The following is a 23,834-nucleotide window of genomic DNA, read 5'->3' on the forward strand; positions in this document are numbered from 1 at the left end:
GTGATATTGATATCGGCGGCGACGGATGACGATATCGAATGGCTGCTGCGGGAAGACAAATGGATCGATGAGGATTGGTTGCGGCGTTGCGTCGGACGCCGCGAATATCTCGTCGCGAAAGAAGATACGATTCTAGTCGGTTTTCTGCGGTTCTCGATGTTCTGGGGTAAGATCCCCTACATGGACATGATCCGCGTCGTTCCCGAGTTTCGGGGACATGGCGTCGGCGCAACGCTTACAGTTTTTTGGGAAACTCTGATGCGTGAGCAGGGTGCCTCACTGGTGATGACGTCCAGCCAGCAGGACGAGCGGGAACCGCAGATGTGGCATCGTCGCAATGGATACAAAGAAGCCGGCATCCTGCATCTTTCAAAAATTCAGGATGCCGCTGAGGTGTTTTTTACAAAAGCTCTCTGTTAAATCGGCGGGATCTTCCCCAGCGGAATGAAACCGCTGACGGTGGCGCGGCCGCGATCCACCACGAGGTCGACGGACGCCCTGTCGCCGCCGCCGGCGAGTGCGCGGAGCATTTTGCGGGCGGTATCGATGGTGGATTGCAGCTGCGGAAACGCCTGCTTGGCATTGTCCGACCAGGCGTCGAGCTTTTCGATCTCCAGCTTGAACTGGCCGGAGAGATAGCCCTCATTATCGAAGGAGAAAGGGCCGCTGATACGCATGGTGCGGCCTTCGCCGATATCAGCGACCAGCCGGCGAAGCTCGCCGCTCGCACCGTAAAGCCCGGCCGTATCGCTGCCGTCTACCATACCCGCCTTGCCGGCAAGGGTGACATCGGCGATGGCGTTGAGGCGCGGCAGAAGTTGCGGCCAATCCTTGATGACGGTTGACGAGTCGGTCAACGTTATCGCGCCGTCTAGATCGGCGCCGTTCTGGCGCAGATGCATTTCCGTCTTGGCGGCATCGAAATCGATCGTCTGGCCGGTAACGGTGGAAACCGCCTGAGCCTTCAGGCCGTCGATGACAAGCGAGGTACGGTCGATACCCCTAAGCTTGGTGACGATGCTCGACTGCATGTTCTGCCAGAGGGCTGAAACCGTCAGGCCGTGCGCGGTACGGATTTCAGCCGGTGCATCCAGTTCCCAGACAATGTGGCCGGGATTGTAGACTTGCGCTGCGGAACGCAATTCTCCGAACGAGGCTGAAACGCCATTCTGCTTGTCGTCCACCGTTACCTTGGAGCAGAAAAGGCCGATGCGGAACGGATAACCCTTGAACGCAATGTCGCCGCATTCGCCGCTGACGTTTCTGGCCTGCGAAGGCGAGATGACGTTCAGAACTGTCTGCTTCAGCTTGTCGGCGGCATAAAACCACCCGGCCGTGTAAAGTCCGATAACCAGCACGACGGCGATACCAAGCCAGAGGAATTTTTTGACCGTGCCGGATTGGCTTGACGATGCCATATTGATCTCCGATGAACAGACTTCAGATAAATTCGATTTGGCTTGGGATATGGACGATTTTTGGGTCTTTGGCTACGGTTCGTTGATGTGGAACCCGGGCTTTGCCTTTGAGGAAAGGCAGCAGGCGCGGCTGCACGGTTATCGACGCTCCCTCTGCATCAGTTCAAATGTGTACCGCGGCACTGAGGAGAAGCCCGGCCTTGTTCTCGGTCTGGAGCGCGGCGGCTCCTGCCTCGGCGTTGCCTTTCGCGTGCGCGGAGCGGACCATGGTTCGGTCATGGCCTATCTGCGCGAGCGCGAGCTGGTAACGAATGTCTACAAGGAACGCGTCGTTGCCATTGCGCTCGCCGATGGCACGCGCGGCAGTGCCGTGACCTATGTGGCCGATCCCGCCCACGAGCAGTATATTGGTGGTCTGGGTGTCGCGGAAGCGGCTACAATCGTGGCTGCCGCATCGGGCCGGTCCGGCCCGAATGCCGATTACGTCTTCAATACCGTGCAGCATCTGCAGGATATGGGTATTCGCGACACGCTGCTGGAAAGCATTGCCGCCAGTGTCGGCACGATCGCGGTTTAGCCGGCGGGAGTGTCTTGCCCCTGAAGTTCTGCGATACGCTTCACGGCGGTCGGTGGCAGCGGCAGGTGCGGATTGTTGCGCGCGGTCTCCAGCAGCAACTCGTCGCTCGCCTTTTCCGTCACCTCGATCAATGTCTTGAAAAACACGTCCGGGTCCAGTCCCGGCTCGATGGCCGGCAAGATCCGCACCTTGAAATGGCCGGGATAACGCATTGTCGAGCGGCGTGGCCAGAAGAGGCCGGGATGCATGGCGACCGGAATGACGGGGACTTTGAGGTCGCGGTAAAGACGTGCGATGCCATAACGATATTCGGGCTCAGCGCCCGGTGGCCGGCGTGTGCCTTCGGGATAGATTATGAGTTCGCGGCCAGCCGCCATCTCCTCTCTCGCCCGCTCCATGACCTTTAGCATCACCTTGCCGCGCGCGGCGCGGTTGACCGGGATCATGCGCTGCTTCATCGCATACCAGCCGAACAGCGGGATCCACAAAAGCTCGCGCTTCAGAATATAGACCGGATCGGGAAGGTTGGGCAGCAGCGCATAGGTGTCCCAGAAGGACTGGTGTTTGGGGGCGAAGATACAGCCGGTTTCGGGAATGTTTTCCAGCCCCTCGATCTCGAAGGTGGTGCCGACAATGGTCTTCATCAGCCAATGGTTGGATCGCGCCCAGTTCTTGGGGATTTCATAGGCTATTCTGCGCGGCAGGATGAAATAGATCGGCGTGAGCACGATCATGCGGACAATCAGATTGAGATAAAACAGCGTATTGAAAAGAAAAGAGCGCAGCTTGAGCATCGACAGAATTCCCGGGTTGCAGCCGTTCCGAAGCTCAGGCGCGCCTCGATGCCGGATGCCGATGCCAGACGCCTACACGAAAACAAGGCTCCGCAGCAAGCGTGTTCTCTCCGTTCTTTCCATTCACGGGGAAGAGGTTTCCGCCTTGATCGTGGGGTGATCGGCGCCCGCCTTGCGCAACCCGTCGCCCTTGCCGAGCCCGGTCAGGTCGCGTCCTGCTGCAATCACGAATTTCATGTATTCGTAGAGCATGGTCCGGACCACATCCGGCTCCGCGAACCAGTTGGTGCGGGCAAGGTCGGCGCTGATGACGGGATAGGCGATGAATTGAGTCTGCGGGCTGGCATTGTGCAATTCATGCAGGCTGCGATGCATATGGTAATTGTTGGTGACGACGACGATGGAGGAATAACCGTGGTCGCGTATCCAGCTCGCCGCCTCATTGGCGTTGCCGATGGTGTCTATGGCCTTGTAGCCCATGTCCACGCAGCAGGAAAACATGTCCGAAGAGCCTTGCGTCATCTTGCGGATTTGCGTGCGGGTGGTGGCCGGGTTGACGCCGGAAATCAGAAGGCGCTTGCCAACGCCGTCCCGCAGCAGGCCGACCGCCTGTTCGATGCGCTGATAACCGCCGGTCAGAACGATGATCGCGTCGCCCTTGGCGCCTTCGGGCGGGCGCATGGAGGCGACCGAATCTGCGAACCACAAAAAACCGCCGGAAAAAGCCCCGAGAGTAATGACGCAAAGCAGGATGAGACCGCGAATAAAACGACGCAGGCGACTTCGCCGCGACAACAGGCCTTTTTTTGCCTGTCGCGTGGTCGTCTGTTCCTGATCATGGTCCGTCCGACTCACAAACATTCCTCCTGAATACTCGCCGATTAAGGCAAGGAACAGGCATTTTTGTCCACCGTCCGCAAGTTACATCCGGCGTGTGAAGGGTGCAGTTTCCTCGCGAGATCCGGGAGACGGCGTCACGATGCGACACCGTCGCTTTTCGACGGATCGGAGCGGACGCGGTCGATATCGTCGATCGTGCGGATGACGGTCACACGCGCGGTGATGGTGGTGAGCAGCGCGATGATGATCATCGTCGTGGCGATGCCGATATAACCACTGAGGCCAACGGAAAAGGAGCCGAAAAGCGCACTTGCCTGATCGCTTTGCGGCGTTGCAACCGTGCTCGATTGCCAGAAACCGGCGACAAGGAAAACTGCCGCGGCAAGGGCGCTGCCCGCTGCCGCACCTTTCAGGCTGATCTTCAGGAAGTGCTTCTGGAATTCCCGCGCGACGAAGCTGCTTTCGGCGCCGACGAAATGCAGCACCTCGACGATGTGCCGGTTGCCGGAAAGCGCGCCGCGCGTTGCAAACACCACCGTCAGCACCATGGCGGTGAAGACGAGGATCAGAACGCCGACGCCGATCATGACAGTGGTCCTGGCCATGGAGACGAGCCTGTCGACCCATGTACGGTGGTCATCCAGAAACGCCTGTGGAATTTCAGCCTTCAGCATATCGCGCATGGCCTGAAAATCGGGCGGGTGGTTTTCGTCGATGGTAATCACGACGAGGCGCGGCACCGGCAGTTCGGAAAGATCGAGGCCACTGCCGAGCCACGGCTCCAGAAGACGCGCGGTGGCGGCGTCATCGAGGATCGTGCCATCCCGCGTGCCGACGAAGGTGAGCGCCAGAGTACGTGCCTTGGTCAGCGCTGCATTCATGTCCAGCCCGTCCTCGGGTTTGATCTGAATGGTGATTTCGCGAGAAATCTGGCTCTGCCAGGTGGCGGCGGTGGCACGCACCATGGAAACGGCACCAAGCGTCAGGCAGGCGAGAAAGGCCATGATGGCGATCACCACCATCAGCGCATTGCCCTGAATGTTGGAAGGCGGCAGAATGGGTGCCATCGGGCGGATACGCATCGGCGGCCGCTTCGGTGCGGTCGCCTCTGGTCTTAACTGTTTGCGGTTGATCTCATTCATAGATGTCGAGCCGCCCTTCGGTGAGGATCATCCGGCGTGCGTCGATCTGGTCCATCAGGCCGAAATCATGGGTGGCGATGACCACAGCGGTACCCAGCCGGTTGAGCTCCAGAAAGAGGTTGAGAAGGCGCTTGGCCATCGGCGGGTCGACGTTGCCGGTCGGCTCGTCGGCCAGCAAAATTTCCGGCTGGTCCATCAATGCACGGGCAATGGCGGCGCGTTGCTTTTCCCCACCGGAGAGGATGGCCGGAAGCACATTGATGCGTTCGCCAAGCCCGACCCATTTCAGAAGCTCGATGACGTCGTTGCGGTAGGCGCTTTCTTCCTTGCCGCGCACACGCAGCGGCAGGGCGACATTCTCATAGGTCGTCAGATGATCGAGCAGCCGGAAATCCTGAAAGACGATGCCGACGCGGCGGCGCAGCATGGGTAACTCGCTGCGCGGAATGCGCGACACATCGCGGTTGAACATCCGGATATTGCCGCGTGTGGGCTGCAGCGACATCAGTAGCAGGCGCAGGAACGTGGTTTTGCCGGCACCGGAAGGGCCGGTCAGAAACTGGAACGAACCCTTGGGAATGTCGAAGGTCATGTCCCTCAGGATTTCGGGGCCCATGCCGTAACGCAACCCGACATTTTCGAAATGGATCAACGGACTTCCAGTCTCTTCGTTTCGTGGTGGTTCGCAAACCGCTGGCGCGTGAGGCCCGGATGCGCCGTTTAACCCGGTTCCGGTGGCCTATGCGAGCCGTTTTTGCGAAGCATTAACCAATTAAATTTAAAACTTGGCAGGATTCGTTGCAATGCCCAGTTTTGCGGGCCGGAAAACCTCACCCAAGGAATTCTATGGCTATGTTCCGTTCATCTCGCCGGCAAGCGGCATTCGATTTCGACCTCCTGATGCCGGAAGCGCCAGTGCGCCGTACGGCGCGGGCAACCCACACCGGCCCCGATGTGGTAGACGCGGAATTTGTCACCATCAAGGAAAACCGTGTCCGTCAGCCCGGAAACGATAATCGCGGCGCGATGCGCCGGCAGATGGAAAAACCGCCCGTCACCGCCAGTGCTCTTGGTTACGCGTTCATCGGCTGGGTGGACCGCAAATTGTCGCGCCTGTCTGTGGATGCCTATTCGGCGCTGGTTGCGGCGCTCGTCATTTTTGTTTTCATCTGCTCAGGCGGCCTGTCGGTGGTCGTGCCGGAAAAGCCGGTCGTTGCGGCCGCAAACCCGCTTGCCATTTCCCATGTCACCATCACGCCGCAGGAGGCTGGCGGCATGGATGTCCTGCTCATCAACGGTATTGTGGAGAACAACGGTGCCGCTCTGGAAGAGGTGCCGGCACTTCGCGCCGACCTCTTCGTTGCCAAGGGGCAACTGGTCGCCAGCATGGTCATCGAACCGCCGGTCAGGCAGATGCAGCCCGGTTTCAGCCACGGATTTTCGGCAAAGTTGCGCCATCCCGGTGGAAAAACGCCTGAGATCAAGCTTTCCTTCGTCGAAGCGGGTGCTTCCGAACGTTGACTGTGCTAACGCGTGGTCTTCGTATTTTTACTGAAAGGTAAAATCGGCAAGGCGCAGCACAGGAGAAAGAATGCCCGTCGTCCGTGGAAAAAACATTGAGCCGCTTTACACCGCCGAGCAGATTGCCGAGCGCAATCGCGACATGGCCAAGCATATAGCGAGCGGCCCGACCAAGGATTTGCTGGTCATCGCCGTGCTCAAGGGATCGTTCATTTTCGCGGCCGATCTCATCCGCGCGCTGCATGACAGCGGCCTTGCCCCCGAAGTCGAATTCATCACGCTTTCGAGCTACGGTGCCGGCACCGTTTCGCAAGGGGTGAAGATCGTCAAGGATATCGACAGCGACGTAAAGGACCGCGATGTTCTTCTGATCGACGATATTCTCGAATCCGGCCGCACGCTGCGTTTCGCCAAGGAACTGCTTTACGAACGCGGCGCCCGTCACGTCACCATCGCCGTGCTGCTCGACAAGAAGGTCAAGCGCAAGGAAGATCTGGAGGCCGACTATGTCGGTTTCGAATGTCCCGATTATTTCGTTGTCGGTTACGGCATGGATGTGGCTTACGCCTTCCGCGAACTGCCCTTCGTAGGCGTCGTCACGGGCGACGCCTGACGATTTCTGCCGTGCCGGGATGGGACATGCCGGAGACGCCTCATTAACCATTCACCCAGCGAAACTCTGGGTGTTTACCTCTTGAAAAGAGGAGCCTGCGATGTTGCTCACGGCTGGAAATGATGCCCAGGAGCAATGATTAATGGCGAAGATTCTGATTACCGAAGATGAGGATGCATTGCGGGCTTTCGTTGCCCGTGCGCTGCGTCTCGACGGTCACGAGACCCACGAGGCGGCAGACGGCGAGCAGGGGCTGGAGAAGCTTCAGGAAACCAATTTCGATCTCCTTCTTTCGGATATCCGCATGCCGGTCATGGATGGCATCGAGCTGGCGCACCGCGCCGCCGAACGCTTCCCGGCCATGCGCATCCTGTTGATGACGGGCTATGCCGAACAGCGCGAACGCGCTGATGATCTGGCAGAAAAGATCGTGGACGTGGTTTCAAAACCTTTTGCGCTTCCTGATATCCGCAAAGCTGTTGCGCGGGCGCTTGCGGCCTGAGCGATAAAGGCTACAGAGATTTGAGAAAGGGCGGCCTTTTGGGCCGCCTTTTTTGTTGTGGAGTTGTCAACTCTCTCCGCCGTCATGTTCGGGACAAGGCCGAGGATGACGTTGAGTGTTTGATAAGCTGGCCTTTCCTCAAAAATGCGCGAGGTTAAATAGGCCCGATCGCTAGGAATGGCGGCCTCCATCCTCACCGTATATCCAGCAACCGCTCCAGATAACGCCGCTCGATTTCACCCGGCGGGTTGTTGCCGAGCTTTTCGCGGATAGCCTCGAGAATTTCGCGGGCGCGCTGCACGTCGATCTCATCAGGCACCTTCACCTGGTCGCCGAAATCGGGGCCGGTTGTGCTGCGCGGACGGCCGAGTGGATCGCGGCCGTTCTGTCCGCCTTGGCCTGCCATGCCTTCCTGCCCCTGTCCGGGCTGCTGTCCCTGCTGGCGCATGGCCTGCATGATCTGGCCCATCATATCCTGCGCGCCCTGTCGCAGCGCGTTCAGCGCATTGCCCTGACCTTCGACCGCCTGTTCGCCCTGGCTTTTGCCGAGTGCTTCGCCGGCGCCTTCCATTTCCTGCTGCGCCTTGCCGAAGTTTTCGCCCGGCTCCATGCCGAGATCACGAAGGCCCTGCTGCAATTCGCCCAGCTGCTTGCCCAGCGCGTCCTGCTGCGCCCTCAGATTTTTCAGCGCCTCGCGCAATTGTTCGGCGGTCATCTGCTCGCTCGGCTGCCCGCCTTGCTGGCCGTTTTCGCCCTGCTGGCCCTGTTGCGGTGATTCACCGTTTTCACCCGTCTGCGGGTCCTGACCTTCGCCGCCATCCTGCGGGTCGCCGCGCTGCATGCGGTCACGCAGCGCCTGATCGAGCTTGAAGGTCTCGTCCATCAGCTTCTGCTGCTGTTGCAGAATTTCACCCAGCTTGTCGATCTGCTGGCGCATCTTGCTGCTTTGCTGCTGCCCCTGCTGGCCCTGACGTTGCGGCCGTCCCGCCTGCAGGTTGTTCATCATGCGTTGCAGCTGCGAGAGCATTTCCTGTGCTGCGTCACGGTTGCCGGAGCGCGCTAGGTTTTCGATCTGGTTCATCATGTTTTCCAGATCGCGCTGCCGCAAGACGTTTTGTGCCTGCTGGTTCATGTTGGCTTGCGGCGCATTCTGCATGCGCTGTGCAAGCTCGCTCATGAACTGCTGCATCGCCTCACGCAGTTCCTGCATCAGCTTGGCGACTTCCTCATCGGAGGCATTGCGCTGAAGCGCCTCGGAAAGCGCTGTCTGCGCATCACGCAGGCGTTTTTCCGCCTGCGAAAGATCACCATCCTCGATGCCGAGCGCAATCTCCCAGAGATAATCGGCGGTGTTCTTCAGCATCTCCTCATTATAGGCGAGCCGCATGCGGGTCTGCGCCGATTGCAGCAGGAGATAGTGCGTGGTGTTGGGAATGGTTTCTTCCGGACGCAGACCAACCGCCTCGTTATAGGCGATCGCCTTTGGCATCTGGCGCGTGTCGAGTGAGAATATCTGCCGCTGTTCGGCAACCGAAGCCGCCAGCGGTTCAGAGAAATTGCGGCCCGGCAGCACCATTTCATGCGCGGGGCTGCGGCCGGTCTGGCCGGCACCGTCTGTTGCCACCAGCGTGATGCGCACGCGCTTACCTGCCATGGGATGTTCGGTCAGGTTGCGGCTGGTCAGCCCCTTGATCTCGCGGTTGTTCTGCCGCGGCAGGTCGAGCTTGAATTCCGGCGGCGGGTAAAGTGCTGTTGCACCCTCCGCAACGCCAAGCGGCTCTATGATGGCGTGGGCTTCCTTGATGCCATAGTCGTCCTTGGCGGTGAAACCCACCTCCAGCGCACCATTGACGGCGCGGCGCGGCATGTTGTCGAAGCCGATACTCGGTGGCTGGTCAGGAATGACGTTGAACACCCATTGTTCGCCATTGGCGGTGATCATGCCGCTTTCGGTCACATCCATTGCAAAGGTGCGCGGCGTGACAGGTTGATCCGGCGCGCGTTTTTCTGTCTGTGCCGCCACATCGCCACTTGCGCTGTCGGCGCGCGCCGCTTCGGGGGCAAGCTTCTGCAGGGCGCCGGCGGTCTCAGGCTCGAAGGTCACTTCCTCGCCGCCATCGCCACCGGTCATGCGGATCGTCAGTTTGGAGGATTGCGGCACGGACACCGCGTCGTGGCCCGTCGCATCGCGCCCTGTCAGAAAAATCGGAGCGCGGCCGGTATAGGCGGGCGGCGTGACCCAGGCGTCGAGACGGATATCGGGATTGAGCGGACCGGCTGCCGGTCGGCTACGGAAGGCATCTGCAATCGTGCCTGCACCATTGGAATAGGAAAAACCGAAGGCGACAACCAGAAAAAGGGCGGGAATGGCGCGTAGTGCCGAGCGGTCGTAACGGGCGATATCGGGTTTCGGCAGGCCGGCATTCAGCGCGGCGATGCGTTCCGCCATACGGATCTGGTGTTCTTTCCACAAGGCGCGGGAAATGGGGGTGTCCAACGCCGGTTCGTCTTCCTGCACACCGACTGGCTGGTGAGCGAGACCATTGCGTTCTTCCAGAAGGCGGGACGCGTCGTTGTCTGTCGGCCATTTCAGCCGGACGATTGGCAGGATGGTGCTGATGAAACCAAAAACCAGCAGGAAAACGATGCCCAGCCGTACGAAGTCAGGCATTTGCCGGTAGAGGCCGAACCATGCGAGCGCCAGAAACGCGGCGGCGATGGAAAGCGGCCACAGCGTCTTCGGTGCTACTCTTTCCGAAAACAACACGATTTTTGCGAAGAAGCGTTTAGCCGCAACCCGGCGGGCAAGATCCGGCCGCTGCGCGAATGCGCCGGTTGGGCGCTTCCTGCCTGTCCTGTCCTCTCCGGCTGTGGTCATCAATCCGTTCTCCCGGTTCTGGCCACGTCAAACGCCATTCCCGGAACGGCGAGCTGCTTGTATTATGAGAAGCAAGGATAACATTCTTTGTGGCGAAGACGAGGGCAAGCGGATGCTCACCCCCATTTTTTAGGCAGCTTCGCTCAATTGTGATCGACCAAGCCGGATGTATGGCGGATCAATCGAGCCAGGCGGGTACTGAATCGAGAGCGATCAGCTCTTCATAGGTTCCGCGCGGGCGGATGACGTGGAACTTGTCACCCTTTACCAGCACTTCCGGCACCAGCAGGCGCGAATTATAGGTGCCTGCCTGCACGGCGCCGTAAGCACCGGCGGAGCTGACGGCAATCAGATCACCCGGCTGCGGTGCGGCCATCTCGCGGTCCAGCGCCAGATAGTCACCCGTTTCGCAGACGGGGCCAACGATATCGGCCTTGATGCGAGGGGCGTCCACCGCGGGCTGCACGACCGGGCGGATGCCGTGATAGGCCTCGTAAAGCGTCGGGCGGATGAGGTCGTTCATCGCGCCATCGACAATCACGAAGTTCTTTTCGCCGCCATCCTTCACATAGATCACTTCCGTCACCAGAATGCCGGCATTGCCGACGATCAGGCGTCCCGGTTCGGTGATGATCTTGCAGTTGAGGCTCTTCAGCTCGTTCTTGACGATTTGCGCATAGGCATCCGGCAGCGGCGGCGGATTATTGTCCTCGCGGTAGGGAATGCCGAGACCGCCGCCGATATCGACGTGACTGATCGTGTGCCCGTCCGCGCGCAGGGATTCCACCAGTTCGCGCAGCAAGCGGAACGCATCCTCGAAGGGCTGCAATTCTGTGATCTGGCTGCCGATATGCATGTCGATGCCGGTAACTTCGATGCCGGGCAGGGTGGCGGCGTGGGCATAGACCGCACGCGCCCGCTCATAGGAAATGCCGAACTTGTTTTCTTTTTTGCCGGTGGAAATCTTGGCATGAGTGCGCGCATCCACATCCGGATTGATGCGGAAGGACACATGCGCCCTTTTTCCGGCCTTGACGGCGCGCAGGTTGAGGACCTCAAGCTCCGGCTCGGATTCGATGTTGAAGCAGTAGATGCCGACTTCCAGCGCGTAATCCATTTCCGCCACCGTCTTGCCGACGCCGGAGAACATGATGCGGTTTGCCGGTACACCGGCGCCAAGCGCGCGGCGCAATTCGCCGCCGGATACCACGTCGATACCCGCGCCGAGCTTTGCCAGCGTCTTCAGAACGGCCTGGTTGGAATTGGCCTTCATGGCGTAACAGACCATGGCGTCCACATCGGCGAAAGCGCCTGAGAACACCTTGTAGTGGCGCTCCAGCGTCGCGGTCGAATAGACATAGAACGGCGTGCCGACCGCCTTGGCGATCTCAGGCACGGGCACGTTTTCGGCGTGAAGCACGCCGTCGATATAGCCAAAATGGTTCACAGGCTTTTTCCCGTCAGAGAAGCTTGTCGAGGATGAACGGCCGCTCCGCCGTTGCCGGCTTCGTCTCGGTTCCGTCGGCATTGCGCTTGTTGCGCATTTCGACCGGCGTGCTCGGCGGATCGATATCGCCTTTTCGCCCGCAGGCACTGAGAGCAAGACTGACGGCGAGCGTCATGCTGATGGGAACGATGAGATTGCGCGCGGTTTTTGAAAGCATGAGCCTGTCCAAAGGAAATATGTGCTTCTCTGATAACGAAAAACAGGGCGCTTGTGCACCCTGTTTCTTGTGATCGCAGCGTAACGCAGATTTATGAGGGCGGCGGAGAAAAATGGAATCGTTTCCGCCGCCCATTTTAATTTGTCTGCGCATCGGATTTTCCGAAAACCGCTTCACACTTATCGGTCCGATGCGTTAGTTGCGTCCACGCCACCAGGCGATCTGCTTCTTGACCTCGGAAGGAGCCGTTCCGCCGAAGCTGGTGCGGCTGGCAACCGATGCCTCGACTGAAAGAACGTCGAAAACGCCGCTTGTAATGGCCGGATGGATCGCCTGCAGGTCTTCCAGCGAAAGATCGGCCAGATCGCAGCCTTTCTTTTCCGCCAGTGCCACCGCATTTCCGGTCACATGGTGGGCGTCGCGGAAGGGCAGGCCTGCCTCGCGCACCAGCCAGTCAGCAAGATCGGTGGCGGTGGAATAGCCCGAACCGGCGGCCGCACGCATGCGGTCCTTGCGCACCTCAAGGTCGCGGATCATGCCGGTCATGGCGGCGATGGCCAGTTCCAGGCTTTCGGCGGCATCGAAAACCTGTTCCTTGTCTTCCTGCATGTCCTTGGAATAGGCGAGTGGCAGGCCCTTCATCACAGTCAAAAGCGCCACCAGCGAGCCGTTGATGCGGCCGGTCTTGGCTCGCACCAGTTCGGCGGCGTCGGGGTTCTTCTTCTGCGGCATGATCGACGAGCCGGTGGAAAAGGCATCGGACAGGCGGATAAAGCCGAATTGCGGCGTCGACCAGATGACGATTTCTTCGGCGAGGCGCGACAGATGCGTGGCGCAGATCGAGGCGATCGACAGGAACTCCAGCGCGAAATCGCGGTCGGAAACGGTGTCGATGGAGTTGCGGGTCGGCTCGCGGAAGCCGAGCGCCTTTGCCGTCATGTGGCGGTCGATAGGATAACCGGTGCCGGCCAGCGCTGCTGCACCGATCGGGCTTTCATCCAGATGTTCGATTGCGTGACGCACGCGGGCGCGGTCACGGCCGAACATTTCCACATAGGCCATGCAATGATGGCCGAAGGTGACGGGCTGGGCCGTCTGCAGATGGGTGAAGCCGGGCATGACCGTATCGGCATTTTCCTCGGCGCGGTCGAGGAAGGCGGCGATGAGCGCGGTCAGCATGCCTTCCGTCTTCTGCAGCTCTTCCTTGACCCAGAGGCGGAAATCGAGCGCCACCTGGTCGTTGCGCGAGCGGGCGGTGTGTAGACGCCCTGCCGCCGTGCCGATGAGGGTGGCAAGTCGCGCCTCGATGTTCATGTGAATGTCTTCGAGCTTGCGCGAGAATTCGAAGCTGCCAGCCTCGATTTCTGACAGGATCGTGTTCAGGCCGTGAACGATCTTGTCTTTATCTTCCTGCGAAATAATGCCTTTTTCCGCCAGCATGGTGGCATGCGCTATAGAGCCGCGGATGTCCTGGGCATAAAGCTTCTTGTCGAAGCCGATGGAGGCATTTATCTCTTCCATGATGGCTGATGGCCCGGAAGCGAAACGTCCGCCCCACATCTGGTTGGAGGATTTCTGATCTGTGCCGTCAGCCATGTTCTGCGTGCCCTGGAGTATTCGATGACAGAAAAAAGGCCGTTCAGGCTTCCTTCCGCCAGATTGGTTGCAATTGCTGCCGTTGCCGGTGTCGTGTTCGGCGCGGGTGCGGTCTGGTTCAGGCATATTGGGTCTGAGAGCCCGGTTCAAGGGGCAGCGGTTGCCGAGGCCGGTTTATGTGAAGGTGCGGCAAACCGCATCGCCTCGCTGAAACCCCTCCTGAAGGGCCAGGTGGCGGCCATGTCGGCCACGGATACGCCGCGCGTCATCCCGCTGTCCTTCAAGGGTCCGCAAGGGTCGGACATGTCGCTTGCCGATCTCAAGGGCAAGGCGGTTCTCCTCAATCTGTGGGCCACCTGGTGCGTGCCATGCCGGGAGGAAATGCCTGCGCTGAACGCACTCGAGAAGGAAAAGGGCAGCGATGGCTTTGAGGTTGTTGCGGTCAATATCGACACCGGCGCGGACGAAAAACCGAAAGCCTTCATTGACGAATACAAGATCGACGCGCTGAAACTTTATCGCGACAGCTCCATGGGCGTCTTCAATGTTCTGAAAAAGGAAGGGCTGGCTTTCGGCCTTCCCGCAACTCTTCTGCTGGACGAAAAAGGCTGCCTGATTGCCGCCATGAACGGTCCGGCAGCCTGGGACAGCGAAGATGCCAAGGCGTTGGTATCGGCAGTGAAGGCTAAATAATTGTCCAGTGCGGGAGGGACTTACCTCCCGTCATCTCGAATGATTTCAGAGGAATATCTCTTGCGCCTTAGCGCGTCGGAACAGGTGTCTCGCCACGGTAATCGTAAAAACCGCGACCAGATTTGCGGCCGAGCCAGCCGGCCTCGACATATTTCACCAGCAGCGGGCAGGGGCGGTATTTGCTGTCGGCCAGCCCGTCATGCAGCACCTGCATGATCGACAAACAGGTGTCGAGACCGATGAAGTCGGCAAGCTGCAACGGTCCCATCGGATGGTTGGCGCCGAGCCGCATGGCGGTGTCGATTGCTTCCACCGAACCGACGCCCTCATAGAGCGTGTAGATCGCCTCGTTGATCATCGGCAGCAGGATGCGGTTGACGATGAAGGCCGGGAAATCCTCGGCGACGGTGATCGCCTTTTCCAGCGTCCGCACATAGTCCTTCGCCGCATCGAAGGTCTTTTCGTTGGTGGCGATACCGCGCACCAGCTCCACCAGCTTCATCACAGGCACCGGGTTCATGAAGTGGATGCCCATGAACTGTTCGGGACGATCGGTCGCGGACGCAAGGCGGGTGATGGAGAGGGAAGACGTGTTGGTGGCCAAAAGCGCTTCGGGCTTCAGTACCGGGCAGATCTGCGCATAGATCTTGCGTTTGATTTCCTCGTTTTCGGTAGCAGCCTCAATGACCAGATCCATGGGCGCCAGATCGTTGACGTCAGTCGAACCGCTGATGAGCGCGAGTGCATCTTGGCGGGCGTCGTCGGAGAGCTTGCCGTTGGTGACCTGACGGGCAAGATTGCCGTTGATCGTGGCAAGGCCGGCTTCGATTCCGTCCTTGGAAAGATCGTAAATGTGCACCTTGTAACCGGCCAAGGCGGAAACATGCGCGATGCCGCAACCCATTTGACCGGCTCCGATGATACCGATGTTTTTAAAGGGGGCGGTCATATGCTGGTCTCCTCATGGGATTTCATCTGCGTCATTTGCGGCGATGTTACGCATATCGCCGAAAAAGAGAAGGCGGCGCGTTCAAAAAACGCGCCGCCTTTGGCTAAAGGCTTAAAATCACAGAGCCTTCTGGAGTTCCGGCAGAGCCTCGAACAGGTCTGCGACGAGGCCGTAATCGGCAACCTGGAAGATCGGCGCTTCCTCGTCCTTGTTGATGGCTACGATGACCTTCGAGTCCTTCATGCCGGCCAGATGCTGGATGGCGCCCGAAATGCCGGCAGCGATGTAAAGCTGCGGTGCCACGACCTTGCCGGTCTGACCGACCTGCCAGTCGTTCGGTGCATAACCCGCATCGACGGCTGCGCGCGATGCGCCGACGGCTGCACCGAGCTTGTCGGCAACCGGCAGGATCACTTCGCGGAACTTTTCCGAGGAGCCGAGTGCGCGACCGCCCGAGATGATGATCTTCGCAGAGGTCAGTTCCGGACGATCGGAAGAGGCGAGCGCGTCGGACACAAAGACAGAAACGCCGGGGTTCTCGGCAGCGCCGATGGTTTCCACCGGTGCCGAACCGCCTTCAGCGGCTGCCGCAAACGCGGTGGGGCGCACGGTGATGACCTTCTTGGCGTCGCTTGCCTGCACCGTCTGGATGGCGTTGCCGGCATAGATTGGACGTTTGAAAGTATCCGGGCTGACGACCTCAATGATTTCCGAGACCTGGGCCACATCGAGAAGGGCTGCGACGCGTGGGGCGACATTCTTGGCCGAAGCGGTCGCCGGTGCGATGATGACATCATAGGAAGGGCTCAGCGAGACGATCAGCGCCGCCAGCGGCTCGGCAAGCGCGTTGGCATAGGATGCGTCGTCGGCAAGCAGTACCTTGGCAACGCCGGACAGTTTCGCCGCCGCGTCGGCGGCACCCTTCGCACCGGAGCCGGCAACGAGCACGTGGACGTCGCCGCCAATCTGCGTTGCCGCCGTCAGCGTCTTCGCCGTCAGGTCGGAAAGGGTTGCGTTGTCGTGTTCTGCCAGAAGAAGAATGGCCATGTTGTAATCTCCCTTTTCCGAAACCTTAGAGGACGCCGTCGGCTTTGAGCTTTTCGACCAGCTCAGCCACCGAGCCGACCCTGATGCCGGCCTTGCGGCCTGCGGGCTCCTCGGTCTTCAACACCTTCAGACGCGGCGTGACATCGACGCCGAAATCGGCCGGGGTCTTCTTGTCGAGTGGCTTCTTCTTTGCCTTCATGATGTTCGGCAGCGAGGCGTAACGCGGCTCGTTCAGACGAAGATCGGTGGTCACGACAGCGGGAAGTTTCAGTTCGACCGTCTGCAGGCCGCCATCGACTTCACGCGTCACAGCGACCTTGCCATCAGACGGTACGACCTTGGAGGCGAAGGTGCCCTGGCCCCAGCCGAGAAGGGCGGCCAGCATCTGACCGGTCTGGTTACTGTCGTCGTCAATCGCCTGCTTGCCGACGATGACGAGGCCGGGCTGCTCGGCTTCCGCCACGCCCTTCAAAAGCTTGGCGACGGCTAGCGGTTCGACCGTCTCGTCGGTCTCGATAAGGATGGCGCGGTCGGCACCCATGGCGAGCGCCGTGCGCAGCGTCTCTTCCGCCTTGGCAGGGCCGATCGACACGACCACGACTTCTTCGGCCTTGCCGGCTTCTTTCAGCCGCAGAGCCTCTTCCACCGAGATTTCGTCGAACGGGTTCATCGACATCTTCACATTCGCGAGTTCAACGCCCGAACCATCCGACTTCACGCGGATCTTGACGTTGTAATCAACAACTCGTTTGACAGGGACAAGGATCTTCATCGGCGGTTTTCCTCAAACTCCTGTCCGCGAGGCGACAAGACCGCGCGGACCTCCAAAAACAGGTTGGCGACATGGATAAGCATTTTTCCCGCAAATACAACGGAGCAATGTTCATTATCACATGCACGCAAGGCATACCTTACGTTGACGTTAACGTAAATAATTTATCTCTTCGTCAACGGCTCATCTGCTCCCGTCATAGCCCCGTTCGATTTGCGACAACCCCGCCGTTTGCGACGGATTCTTGAACTGCGCCGCCCTTGGCGGAACAATCGTGCGGTCGAACAGGGGAACGTCCGGCCGGCGCATGAAAATTACCATCACAGCCCCGGCCAATATGCCGCCCACATGTGCCCCCCAGGAAACATTTTCCTCAAGGCCAAGTGCCAGCATCAGAAATTGCTGTCCGATCCATAGCGCCAGCGGAATGAAGGCAGGCAAGGGCAACGGAATGCGCATGAACACCAGAACCCAGACGCGCACCTTGGGATGCAGGAGAAAATAGGCCGCGACGACGCCGGAAACAGCGCCTGATGCACCGATAAGCGGCCCTTCCGACATGGGTGCGACAAAGCCGTGCAACAGCGCGCCGGCTATGGCGCAGGCGATGTAAAAGATAAGGAAACGGAAGTGGCCGAGTGCGTCCTCGACGTTGTCGCCGAAGACCCACAGAAACAGCATATTGCCTGCCATGTGCCAGAAATCCAGATGCAGGAACGCATAGGTGACGACGGTCAGGTCATCCGGCACCACCTGCAAGGCGGGCTCCAGGTAGGCGTAGTCGAACACCACAGCCGGGATGAAACCGAGGCCGAGCGCTGCGGCATTGGCCTGGACGTCACTGGCAAGCACGCCGGTAAATAGCCATACCAGCACGTTGACCACGATCAGGCCGATCGTGACATATTGCAGCCGGATATGTTTGAGGGAATTCGCATCGTGCAGCGGTATGAACATCGAATGCACTTCGTTTGTGCGAGAGATAGGCTTTAGCGGTTCTTGCCGGGAACCCACAATATGTCAGCCTTGCCCATGTCATTGGCAAACCGGGCGGCAACGAACAGGAAGTCGGACAGGCGGTTGACATATTTCAGCGCTTCCGGGCTGACGATCTCGTTTTCAGCAACCGAGAGTTCCACCATGAGCCGTTCCGCGCGTCGGCAGATCGTGCGCGCCAGATGCAGATTGGCCGCCGCCGCATTGCCGCCCGGCAGCACGAAGGAGGTCAGCGGCTCAATTGCGGAGTTGAGGTCGTCGATTTCGTTTTCCAGCCGCGTGACCTGGCTCTCGATAATGCGCAGCGGTTCGTAGGCTGGCGGCTCGTCGGTTTCCGGGGTCGCGAGATCCGCGCCGAGGTCGAACATGTCGTTCTGGATGCGGAACAGCATGGAATCCAGCTTTTCCATGCTGGCAATATCAGTGTTGGCGGTATGCAGCCGCGCCACGCCGATCGCCGAATTCGTTTCGTCCACCGTGCCATAGGCCTCGACGCGAAGATCGTGCTTCAGGCGGCGGGGACCGGACACCAGCGCCGTCGTGCCCTTGTCGCCGGTGCGGGTGTAGATCTTGTTCAGCTTCACCATGTCAGCGTCCACCGCCGGTGAGCCAAAGGGTCAGCATGATGAGCACGATGGCGATGGCCTGCAACAGAAGGCGAAGCTGCATCAACTTGTTGGAGCGGTTGGCGTCTTGGCCCTTCAGCATGTTGAAAAGGCCTCGTATCAGCACGATGACAACGAGGCCCATAACGATAAGGGCCAGAACAGTGGTGAAGCCGGACATTTAGGGGGTACTCCTCCTCAATCGAATCTGCGCAGCAGACGATAGAACAGTCCGGCAGGCAAGAGCCGTTTCAGCAACAGCCCCTGTTTGGCGGGAACGGTGACGGGATAATGCGGTTTTGGCTTTGCGGCGGTCAGGGCGTGTTTCAGCACGGCATAAACGGCATCGGGGCCAAGCTTGTGGCGGTTGACCGGGCCGGACCCATCCATCCGCGCCAGCTGACGCTTGTATTCCACAGCATGGGCCGAGTTTTCCAGATCGATCTTGTCCCTGACGTGGGCAAGCGCCGTCGTGGTGAATTTCGACGTGATCGGCCCCGGTTCGATCAGGCTCACATGGATGCCGCTGCCCTGAAGTTCCATGCGCAGCGTGACGCCAAGGCCCTCGATCGCGAATTTCGATGCGGTATAGGCACCACGATAACGATAGGGAACGAGGCCGAGAATGGAGGAGCAATGCACGATGCGCCCTGAACCGCGCTGGCGCATGAAGGGAATGACCCGCCGCGTCAGGTCGTGCCAGCCGAAGACGTTGGTTTCGAATTGCTGCCGCAGTGCTTCCACCGGCAGATCCTCCACAGCACCCGGCTGGCCATAGGCGCCATTGTTGAACAGCGCATCGATGCGGCCTCCGGTTCTGGCCGCAACCGTATCCACGAGAGCCGCGATGGTTTCGGGCTTGGTATAGTCCATGATCAGGGTTTCTATGCCCTGATTTTCGAGCGCGGCCATATCGACGATGCGACGCACGGTGGCAAACACCCTCCAGCCGTCGCGGTGAAGCGCGCCGGCACAATGGGCTCCGATGCCCGAGGAACATCCGGTAATTATGATGACGGGTTTTTCAGGCATCTATGCCGCTCCGGAAAGCCGAATGTTGCGCTGGCCCGATGGTCCGGCCTGTGAAAATTGTATTGCGCAAAATCTGTATGCCTGCGGGAACCGAAAGGCGGGCTTGTGCGCTGTACAAAGTAGAGCTGACTTCCCATATTCGGGGCGAAGTTACAAATGAAATGCCGATGAATGGAGGCGACATGGTTGCCGCAGTGCGCCTGGCAGGCAAGGTTGCCTTCGATGCCTATTCTCATTTTGCCGAGGATGACGGCTGGGCGATGGCGAGCCACATGGCGCTTTCCATCCTGCTGGCGCTGTTCCCGTTCCTGATTTTCGGCACGGCTTTGGCCGGTTTTCTGGGGGCTGACCAGTTTTCCGAGACGGCGGTGCATCTGATTTTTGACACCTGGCCGGAAGCGATCGCAGGTCCGCTTGCTGCGCAGGTGCAGCAGGTCCTGACCATTCCGCGCGGCGGACTGCTGACGATTTCGGTGCTGGCGGCCGCATATTTTGCCTCCAACGGCGTCGAGGCGCTCCGAATCTCGCTCAACCGCGCCTATCGCGTCACGGAAACGCGCTGGTGGTACATCACCCGTCTTCTCAGTCTGCTGTATGTGTTGATCGCAGTGGTGGTCTTTACCGGCATCAGCATCGTGCTTGTTGCCGTGCCGGTCGCAACGTCCTTTGCCGAGCAGCGGTTTCCCTGGCTGACGGATGCGCTGAACACGGTTTCCAGCCTCGGACTTTACGGCACCATCGTCGTGCTGACGGTCGGGCTGGTGGCGGCGCATCTGTGGCTTCCGGCCGGCAAACGCCGCATCTGGGATGTCTGGCCCGGCATTCTGCTGACAATGATCTTCTGGGTCATCGGCGCGGCGATCTTTGCCTATTACCTCTCCACCTTCGCCAATTATGCCGCCACCTATGCCGGTCTGGCCTCGGTGATGGTGGTTCTGGTGTTTCTTTACATGGTGGGTGTCATCTTCATGCTGGGCGCGGAAGTGAATGCCGCTCTGATGAAATACAAGGTCCGGCAGATCATCCGCCGCAATATCTCCGGCAACAGTGCGCGCCGCGAGCAGGTGCTAGAGGAGCCCGACAAGCCGGCGGATATCTGACGGCGTTTTTCCTTCCGCCCGAAGCGCTGAAAGGCCGGTGCTGCCTTCGCTTTTCGAGAGCTTGCGCCCATCAGCACCCAAAATCAGTCGGTGGTGGTGATAGGCGGGTGGGGGCAGGTCCAGCAATTGTTGCAGCAGCCGGTGAATGGCGGTTGCGTTAAACAGATCCATGCCGCGCACCACATGGGTGATGCCTTGCAGCGCGTCATCCACCACAACGGAAAGATGATAGCTGGAGGGGGCGTCGGAGCGCGACAGCACCACATCGCCCCACAGCGCCGGCAAAGCTTCGATTTCCCCGGTCTGCCCGTCGCCGCTCTCGCGCCAGAACAGCTTGCTGTGCAAGGTGCGGACCGCCTTTTCCATGTCGAGCCGCCAGGCGTGTTGCATGCCTGATGCCAGAAGTTTGGCCCGTTCCGCCTGCGGCCTTTGCCGATCTATTGCGGGGTAAAGCGGCGCGCCGTCGGGATCGCGCGGCCAGAGCCTTCCCTCTGCCTCAAAGGCCCTGACGACGGCTTTCGTCTCGCCGCGGCTCAAGAAGGCCGGATAGGCGAGGCCCGCTTCGACCAGCCTGTCCAGTGCTGCGCGATATTCATCGAAATGTTCCGATTGCCGCCGCACCGGCTTTTCCCAGTCCAGCCCCAGCCAGCCAAGATCATCAAAGATCGCCTGCTCCAGCTCCGGAGTGCAGCGCATCTGGTCGATATCTTCGATGCGCAGCAGAAAATGGCCCCCGTTTTCCCGCGCCATGTCGTGGTTCAGAAAAGCGGAAAGCGCATGGCCCAGATGCAGGGCGCCATTGGGGCTTGGCGCAAAACGATAAACCGGTTTTTGACGGACGGGCGAAGGCATGGTTTCTTCTGACATGTTTTGAAGCGCCTCGCCACCCGGTGCCGGGCCAACGTGAATATGGGCTGTGCAGACATGAAAATCATCAGGGACCTCGACGATATCAGCGAAGGTCTGGCGCATCTTGCCCGCCTCGATCCGGCTCTTAGCCTTATTATCGAAAAAGCCGGTCCGCTGGAGTTGCGTATTCACGAGCCCGGCTTTGCGGGCCTTGCCCATATCGTCGTGTCGCAGATGGTGTCGCGCGCCAGCGCGAACGCCATATGGGTGCGTATCCTTGCCGGCACGGGCGGGGCCGTGACGGCGGAAAACTATCTGGCGGTGCCGGAAGAATTGCACGCCACTTTCGGCCTTTCCCGGGCCAAGGCAACAACGCTGGAAGGGTTGGCGCACGCGGTTGCGGATGGCCGCATCGATCTTGATGCCGTCAGTCGCAAGGAAGCAGATGTGGCCCTTTCGGAGCTGGTGGCGCTTCGTGGCATTGGTCCGTGGACGGCGGAAGTCTATCTGATGTTCTGCGGCGGCCACCCCGATATTTTTCCGGTTGGTGATGTGGCGCTGCGGGCTGCGGTGGGCCACGCGCTTTCGCTCGAGGCACGGCCGGATGCGAAATGGCTGGCGGCGCGGGCGGAACTCTGGACGCCCTGGCGCTCCGTCGCCGCCCGGCTGTTCTGGGGCTACTATGCAAATATCATGCGGCGCGCGATGGTGCCGCTACCCTGATATGGCCGCGCGGCGCTAGAAGTCCGCGATCCGGTAGGGCAGGGCTCCGCGTGAGAGATGATCGACATGTAGTTTGCGTTTTAGCGGCGGTACGGCGCGCTGCACGCAATCGACCCTTTCGCATACCCGGCAGGAAACGCCGATGGGCTTGAAGGAGGCGGTATTGGCGAGATCGAGTGTATCGGCATAGACGAAATTCTGCGCATGGGAAATTTCGCAGCCGAGCGCGATGGCATAGCGTGGCCTGTCCGTGTTGAAACCGGCGCCGGCTTTTTCGATCTGTGTGGCGATGGAAAGATAGCGCACGCCGTCAGGTGTTTCCGCCAGCTGGCGTACTATCCTGTCGGAGCTTTCGAAGGCCTGATGAATGTTCCAGAGCGGACAGGCCGCGCCGAAACGGGCAAATTGCAGCCTTGTGGCGCTGTGGCGTTTGGTGATGTTGCCAGCCCGGTCGATCTTGGCGAAAAAGATCGGCACGCCTTTCTGACCAGGGCGTTGCAAAGTGCTGAGCCTGTGGGCCACCTGTTCAAGGCTCGCGCCGAAGCGCACGGCCAGAAGTTCCAGATCGTGGCGCAATTCCTGCGCAGCCCGGTGAAATCGTCCATATGGCAGGATCAGCGCGGCGGCGAAATAGTTGTGAAGGCCGATGCGACAGATTTCCGCGGCTTCGGCGCTACGGAAACCGGCGCCGGCCAGCACTCTGTCCACGGTTGCTCCCGCATGAAGCTGGGCGATCTGAAGCGCAAGCTGAAAACAGCGGGTCGGTGCTGCCATGTAGGAACTGAGCGCCAGCGTTTTGCCGGCCGGATCGAAATGCCGGATCAATCCGCCCGCCGCCTCCGTTCTGGTGATATGGACACCGAAGCGGCTGCGTAGATGGGCCGCGAGAATGCCGTAGGTCTCGCCGCCCTCTATCTCCAGTTCGTATGCAAGTTCTTCCGCCAGAAGATCGATCTCGGCAACGTAATTGTCGACGAAGTGGAAGAAATCGCGGACCTCTTCGTAAGGTGTTCTTTCCACCTGCGCGGTTCCCCGCCCCAGCCTGTCATCCAGCTGCACCAGCTGCTCGCTATTTTGCCGGTAGGCCTGGTGGGCGCGCAAAAGCGCATGGGCAAAACCCGGTGCGTTCTGCGCAATCAGCTTCAGCTCCTGCAGCCCGGGCTCGTAATTCAGGAACAGCGGGTCTTTCAGGGCCTCGCGCACAGCGGAAACCAGCCGGTCGTTTTCGCCGGTTGCCAGCTCCGTTACGTCGAGCTGGAATTTTTCCACCAGCGTCACCAGAACGCTGGCGGAAACGGGTCGCTGATTGTTTTCGATCTGGTTCAGATAACTCGCCGAAATGCCGAGCCGTTCGGCAAACTGCGCCTGCGTGGCGCGGGCGTTTTCGCGAAGGCCGCGGACCTTGCGGCCGATGAAGAGCTTTTCCATAGCCATGTTGCAACTTTGCAAAATTAAATATTGCAAATATTTATGCCACGCATACGCGCACGATCAAGGCTTCTAGGCGAATGTTTTCTAAGCTA

At 59.8% G+C, this 23,834-nt stretch carries 26 protein-coding genes; 8 read left to right on the plus strand and 18 right to left on the minus strand.

Going from position 1 to position 23,834, the window contains the following annotated elements:
• Complete coding sequence (locus ACQZ63_RS07975; RefSeq protein ID WP_013761790.1) at nucleotides 1-420, plus strand: GNAT family N-acetyltransferase; 420 nt, start codon at nucleotides 1-3, stop codon at nucleotides 418-420.
• Here the strand turns inward: ACQZ63_RS07975 and ACQZ63_RS07980 are convergent.
• Nucleotides 417-1,418 carry a DUF2125 domain-containing protein gene (locus ACQZ63_RS07980; RefSeq protein WP_013761789.1) on the minus strand — a complete coding sequence of 334 codons (1,002 nt, stop codon included), beginning with the start codon at nucleotides 1,416-1,418 and terminating at the stop codon, nucleotides 417-419. The two genes, ACQZ63_RS07975 and ACQZ63_RS07980, sit on opposite strands and share 4 nt — an antisense overlap.
• 49 nt (nucleotides 1,419-1,467) lie before the next feature.
• On the opposite strand from ACQZ63_RS07980, the gene ACQZ63_RS07985 reads away from it, so the two are divergent.
• Entirely contained in the window at nucleotides 1,468-1,995 is a 528-nt protein-coding gene (locus ACQZ63_RS07985) for a gamma-glutamylcyclotransferase (RefSeq protein WP_113555476.1), read from the plus strand.
• Here the strand turns inward: ACQZ63_RS07985 and ACQZ63_RS07990 are convergent.
• The 4 genes from ACQZ63_RS07990 to ftsE all read right to left on the minus strand — a co-directional run bounded on the left by ACQZ63_RS07990 (nucleotide 1,992) and on the right by ftsE (nucleotide 5,423).
• Nucleotides 1,992-2,789 carry a lysophospholipid acyltransferase family protein gene (locus ACQZ63_RS07990; protein WP_025595414.1) on the minus strand — a complete coding sequence of 266 codons (798 nt, stop codon included), beginning with the start codon at nucleotides 2,787-2,789 and terminating at the stop codon, nucleotides 1,992-1,994. The two genes, ACQZ63_RS07985 and ACQZ63_RS07990, sit on opposite strands and share 4 nt — an antisense overlap.
• Nucleotides 2,790-2,912: 123 nt before the next feature.
• Nucleotides 2,913-3,650, minus strand: coding sequence for a YdcF family protein (locus ACQZ63_RS07995; protein ID WP_113555440.1), 738 nt, complete (start codon nucleotides 3,648-3,650; stop codon nucleotides 2,913-2,915).
• Nucleotides 3,651-3,763: 113 nt separating this feature from the next.
• Nucleotides 3,764-4,771, minus strand: a complete 1,008-nt coding sequence (locus ACQZ63_RS08000; protein WP_113555439.1) for a cell division protein FtsX — start codon at nucleotides 4,769-4,771, stop codon at nucleotides 3,764-3,766.
• Complete coding sequence (gene ftsE, locus ACQZ63_RS08005; RefSeq protein WP_003511334.1) at nucleotides 4,764-5,423, minus strand: cell division ATP-binding protein FtsE; 660 nt, start codon at nucleotides 5,421-5,423, stop codon at nucleotides 4,764-4,766. The genes ACQZ63_RS08000 and ftsE overlap by 8 nt, the downstream gene beginning before the upstream one ends.
• A gap of 200 nt (nucleotides 5,424-5,623) precedes the next feature.
• Between ftsE and ACQZ63_RS08010 the strand changes: the two genes are divergently transcribed.
• The 3 genes from ACQZ63_RS08010 (at nucleotide 5,624) to ACQZ63_RS08020 (ending at nucleotide 7,407) form a co-directional block, all read left to right on the plus strand.
• Nucleotides 5,624-6,292 carry a hypothetical protein gene (locus tag ACQZ63_RS08010; RefSeq protein WP_111842186.1) on the plus strand — a complete coding sequence of 223 codons (669 nt, stop codon included), beginning with the start codon at nucleotides 5,624-5,626 and terminating at the stop codon, nucleotides 6,290-6,292.
• A gap of 70 nt (nucleotides 6,293-6,362) precedes the next feature.
• On the plus strand, nucleotides 6,363-6,905 hold the full coding sequence (gene hpt / locus ACQZ63_RS08015; RefSeq protein ID WP_003511330.1) for a hypoxanthine phosphoribosyltransferase: 543 nt from the start codon (nucleotides 6,363-6,365) through the stop codon (nucleotides 6,903-6,905).
• Nucleotides 6,906-7,047: 142 nt separating this feature from the next.
• Nucleotides 7,048-7,407, plus strand: a complete 360-nt coding sequence (locus ACQZ63_RS08020; RefSeq protein ID WP_003511329.1) for a response regulator — start codon at nucleotides 7,048-7,050, stop codon at nucleotides 7,405-7,407.
• A 193-nt stretch (nucleotides 7,408-7,600) separates the two neighbouring features.
• Here the strand turns inward: ACQZ63_RS08020 and ACQZ63_RS08025 are convergent, their stop codons facing one another.
• The 4 genes from ACQZ63_RS08025 to argH all read right to left on the minus strand — a co-directional run bounded on the left by ACQZ63_RS08025 (nucleotide 7,601) and on the right by argH (nucleotide 13,545).
• The gene (locus tag ACQZ63_RS08025; protein ID WP_113555438.1) at nucleotides 7,601-10,285 is read right to left on the minus strand and encodes a TIGR02302 family protein; all 2,685 of its coding nucleotides are present in this window, start codon (nucleotides 10,283-10,285) and stop codon (nucleotides 7,601-7,603) included.
• A gap of 178 nt (nucleotides 10,286-10,463) precedes the next feature.
• A complete protein-coding gene (gene lysA / locus ACQZ63_RS08030) occupies nucleotides 10,464-11,732 on the minus strand; it encodes a diaminopimelate decarboxylase (protein ID WP_113555437.1) in 1,269 nt (422 codons plus the stop codon).
• Nucleotides 11,733-11,745: 13 nt separating this feature from the next.
• Nucleotides 11,746-11,949, minus strand: a complete 204-nt coding sequence (lptM, locus tag ACQZ63_RS08035; RefSeq protein WP_019564864.1) for an LPS translocon maturation chaperone LptM — start codon at nucleotides 11,947-11,949, stop codon at nucleotides 11,746-11,748.
• A 195-nt stretch (nucleotides 11,950-12,144) separates the two neighbouring features.
• Complete coding sequence (argH, locus tag ACQZ63_RS08040; protein WP_025595424.1) at nucleotides 12,145-13,545, minus strand: argininosuccinate lyase; 1,401 nt, start codon at nucleotides 13,543-13,545, stop codon at nucleotides 12,145-12,147.
• Between the two features lie 24 nt (nucleotides 13,546-13,569).
• On the opposite strand from argH, the gene tlpA reads away from it, so the two are divergent.
• Nucleotides 13,570-14,238: a thiol:disulfide interchange protein TlpA gene (gene tlpA / locus ACQZ63_RS08045; RefSeq protein WP_003511324.1), complete on the plus strand. Its 669-nt coding sequence runs from the start codon at nucleotides 13,570-13,572 to the stop codon at nucleotides 14,236-14,238.
• Nucleotides 14,239-14,305: 67 nt separating this feature from the next.
• Here the strand turns inward: tlpA and ACQZ63_RS08050 are convergent, their stop codons facing one another.
• From ACQZ63_RS08050 to ACQZ63_RS08080, 7 genes are all read right to left on the minus strand, one after another.
• Nucleotides 14,306-15,187, minus strand: coding sequence for a 3-hydroxybutyryl-CoA dehydrogenase (locus tag ACQZ63_RS08050; RefSeq protein ID WP_113555436.1), 882 nt, complete (start codon nucleotides 15,185-15,187; stop codon nucleotides 14,306-14,308).
• Nucleotides 15,188-15,304: 117 nt separating this feature from the next.
• Nucleotides 15,305-16,234, minus strand: a complete 930-nt coding sequence (locus ACQZ63_RS08055; protein ID WP_003511321.1) for an electron transfer flavoprotein subunit alpha/FixB family protein — start codon at nucleotides 16,232-16,234, stop codon at nucleotides 15,305-15,307.
• A 25-nt stretch (nucleotides 16,235-16,259) separates the two neighbouring features.
• Nucleotides 16,260-17,006: an electron transfer flavoprotein subunit beta/FixA family protein gene (locus ACQZ63_RS08060; protein WP_013761780.1), complete on the minus strand. Its 747-nt coding sequence runs from the start codon at nucleotides 17,004-17,006 to the stop codon at nucleotides 16,260-16,262.
• 183 nt (nucleotides 17,007-17,189) lie between these two features.
• Nucleotides 17,190-17,963: a rhomboid family intramembrane serine protease gene (locus tag ACQZ63_RS08065; protein ID WP_003511318.1), complete on the minus strand. Its 774-nt coding sequence runs from the start codon at nucleotides 17,961-17,963 to the stop codon at nucleotides 17,190-17,192.
• A gap of 32 nt (nucleotides 17,964-17,995) precedes the next feature.
• A complete protein-coding gene (locus ACQZ63_RS08070; RefSeq protein WP_065704414.1) occupies nucleotides 17,996-18,589 on the minus strand; it encodes a cob(I)yrinic acid a,c-diamide adenosyltransferase in 594 nt (197 codons plus the stop codon).
• Between the two features lies 1 nt (nucleotide 18,590).
• Nucleotides 18,591-18,788, minus strand: coding sequence for a twin transmembrane helix small protein (locus ACQZ63_RS08075; RefSeq protein WP_003497428.1), 198 nt, complete (start codon nucleotides 18,786-18,788; stop codon nucleotides 18,591-18,593).
• Between the two features lie 17 nt (nucleotides 18,789-18,805).
• Nucleotides 18,806-19,639: an SDR family oxidoreductase gene (locus tag ACQZ63_RS08080; RefSeq protein ID WP_025595431.1), complete on the minus strand. Its 834-nt coding sequence runs from the start codon at nucleotides 19,637-19,639 to the stop codon at nucleotides 18,806-18,808.
• Nucleotides 19,640-19,821: 182 nt separating this feature from the next.
• Here ACQZ63_RS08080 and ACQZ63_RS08085 point away from each other — a divergent pair, with 182 nt between their 5' ends.
• Nucleotides 19,822-20,739 (plus strand): YihY/virulence factor BrkB family protein, encoded by a 918-nt coding sequence (locus ACQZ63_RS08085; protein ID WP_013761775.1) that lies wholly within the window; start codon nucleotides 19,822-19,824, stop codon nucleotides 20,737-20,739.
• Here the strand turns inward: ACQZ63_RS08085 and gluQRS are convergent.
• Complete coding sequence (gluQRS, locus tag ACQZ63_RS08090; RefSeq protein ID WP_162763577.1) at nucleotides 20,707-21,591, minus strand: tRNA glutamyl-Q(34) synthetase GluQRS; 885 nt, start codon at nucleotides 21,589-21,591, stop codon at nucleotides 20,707-20,709. The two genes, ACQZ63_RS08085 and gluQRS, sit on opposite strands and share 33 nt — an antisense overlap.
• 72 nt (nucleotides 21,592-21,663) lie before the next feature.
• Between gluQRS and ACQZ63_RS08095 the strand changes: the two genes are divergently transcribed.
• On the plus strand, nucleotides 21,664-22,311 hold the full coding sequence (locus tag ACQZ63_RS08095) for a DNA-3-methyladenine glycosylase family protein (protein WP_113555435.1): 648 nt from the start codon (nucleotides 21,664-21,666) through the stop codon (nucleotides 22,309-22,311).
• A gap of 15 nt (nucleotides 22,312-22,326) precedes the next feature.
• Here the strand turns inward: ACQZ63_RS08095 and ACQZ63_RS08100 are convergent, their stop codons facing one another.
• Nucleotides 22,327-23,745, minus strand: a complete 1,419-nt coding sequence (locus ACQZ63_RS08100) for a helix-turn-helix domain-containing protein (RefSeq protein WP_113555434.1) — start codon at nucleotides 23,743-23,745, stop codon at nucleotides 22,327-22,329.
• Between the last annotated feature and the right edge of the window lie 89 nt (nucleotides 23,746-23,834).

The organism is Agrobacterium sp. CG160-95 (assembly GCF_053521725.1).

What these genes read in the sequence shown, in the direction of transcription:
- ACQZ63_RS07980 (WP_013761789.1), bottom strand. Translation starts at nt 1,418, where the DNA reads ATGGCATCGTCAAGCCAATCCGGCACGGTCAAAAAATTCCTCTGGCTT.
- ACQZ63_RS07985 (WP_113555476.1), top strand. Translation starts at nt 1,468, where the DNA reads ATGGACGATTTTTGGGTCTTTGGCTACGGTTCGTTGATGTGGAACCCG.
- ACQZ63_RS07990 (WP_025595414.1), bottom strand. Translation starts at nt 2,789, where the DNA reads ATGCTCAAGCTGCGCTCTTTTCTTTTCAATACGCTGTTTTATCTCAAT.
- ACQZ63_RS07995 (WP_113555440.1), bottom strand. Translation starts at nt 3,650, where the DNA reads ATGTTTGTGAGTCGGACGGACCATGATCAGGAACAGACGACCACGCGA.
- ACQZ63_RS08000 (WP_113555439.1), bottom strand. Translation starts at nt 4,771, where the DNA reads ATGAATGAGATCAACCGCAAACAGTTAAGACCAGAGGCGACCGCACCG.
- ACQZ63_RS08010 (WP_111842186.1), top strand. Translation starts at nt 5,624, where the DNA reads ATGTTCCGTTCATCTCGCCGGCAAGCGGCATTCGATTTCGACCTCCTG.
- hpt (WP_003511330.1), top strand. Translation starts at nt 6,363, where the DNA reads ATGCCCGTCGTCCGTGGAAAAAACATTGAGCCGCTTTACACCGCCGAG.
- ACQZ63_RS08020 (WP_003511329.1), top strand. Translation starts at nt 7,048, where the DNA reads ATGGCGAAGATTCTGATTACCGAAGATGAGGATGCATTGCGGGCTTTC.
- ACQZ63_RS08025 (WP_113555438.1), bottom strand. Translation starts at nt 10,285, where the DNA reads ATGACCACAGCCGGAGAGGACAGGACAGGCAGGAAGCGCCCAACCGGC.
- lptM (WP_019564864.1), bottom strand. Translation starts at nt 11,949, where the DNA reads ATGCTTTCAAAAACCGCGCGCAATCTCATCGTTCCCATCAGCATGACG.
- argH (WP_025595424.1), bottom strand. Translation starts at nt 13,545, where the DNA reads ATGGCTGACGGCACAGATCAGAAATCCTCCAACCAGATGTGGGGCGGA.
- tlpA (WP_003511324.1), top strand. Translation starts at nt 13,570, where the DNA reads ATGACAGAAAAAAGGCCGTTCAGGCTTCCTTCCGCCAGATTGGTTGCA.
- ACQZ63_RS08050 (WP_113555436.1), bottom strand. Translation starts at nt 15,187, where the DNA reads ATGACCGCCCCCTTTAAAAACATCGGTATCATCGGAGCCGGTCAAATG.
- ACQZ63_RS08055 (WP_003511321.1), bottom strand. Translation starts at nt 16,234, where the DNA reads ATGGCCATTCTTCTTCTGGCAGAACACGACAACGCAACCCTTTCCGAC.
- ACQZ63_RS08060 (WP_013761780.1), bottom strand. Translation starts at nt 17,006, where the DNA reads ATGAAGATCCTTGTCCCTGTCAAACGAGTTGTTGATTACAACGTCAAG.
- ACQZ63_RS08065 (WP_003511318.1), bottom strand. Translation starts at nt 17,963, where the DNA reads ATGTTCATACCGCTGCACGATGCGAATTCCCTCAAACATATCCGGCTG.
- ACQZ63_RS08070 (WP_065704414.1), bottom strand. Translation starts at nt 18,589, where the DNA reads ATGGTGAAGCTGAACAAGATCTACACCCGCACCGGCGACAAGGGCACG.
- ACQZ63_RS08075 (WP_003497428.1), bottom strand. Translation starts at nt 18,788, where the DNA reads ATGTCCGGCTTCACCACTGTTCTGGCCCTTATCGTTATGGGCCTCGTT.
- ACQZ63_RS08080 (WP_025595431.1), bottom strand. Translation starts at nt 19,639, where the DNA reads ATGCCTGAAAAACCCGTCATCATAATTACCGGATGTTCCTCGGGCATC.
- ACQZ63_RS08085 (WP_013761775.1), top strand. Translation starts at nt 19,822, where the DNA reads ATGGTTGCCGCAGTGCGCCTGGCAGGCAAGGTTGCCTTCGATGCCTAT.
- gluQRS (WP_162763577.1), bottom strand. Translation starts at nt 21,591, where the DNA reads ATGCCTTCGCCCGTCCGTCAAAAACCGGTTTATCGTTTTGCGCCAAGC.
- ACQZ63_RS08095 (WP_113555435.1), top strand. Translation starts at nt 21,664, where the DNA reads ATGAAAATCATCAGGGACCTCGACGATATCAGCGAAGGTCTGGCGCAT.
- ACQZ63_RS08100 (WP_113555434.1), bottom strand. Translation starts at nt 23,745, where the DNA reads ATGGCTATGGAAAAGCTCTTCATCGGCCGCAAGGTCCGCGGCCTTCGC.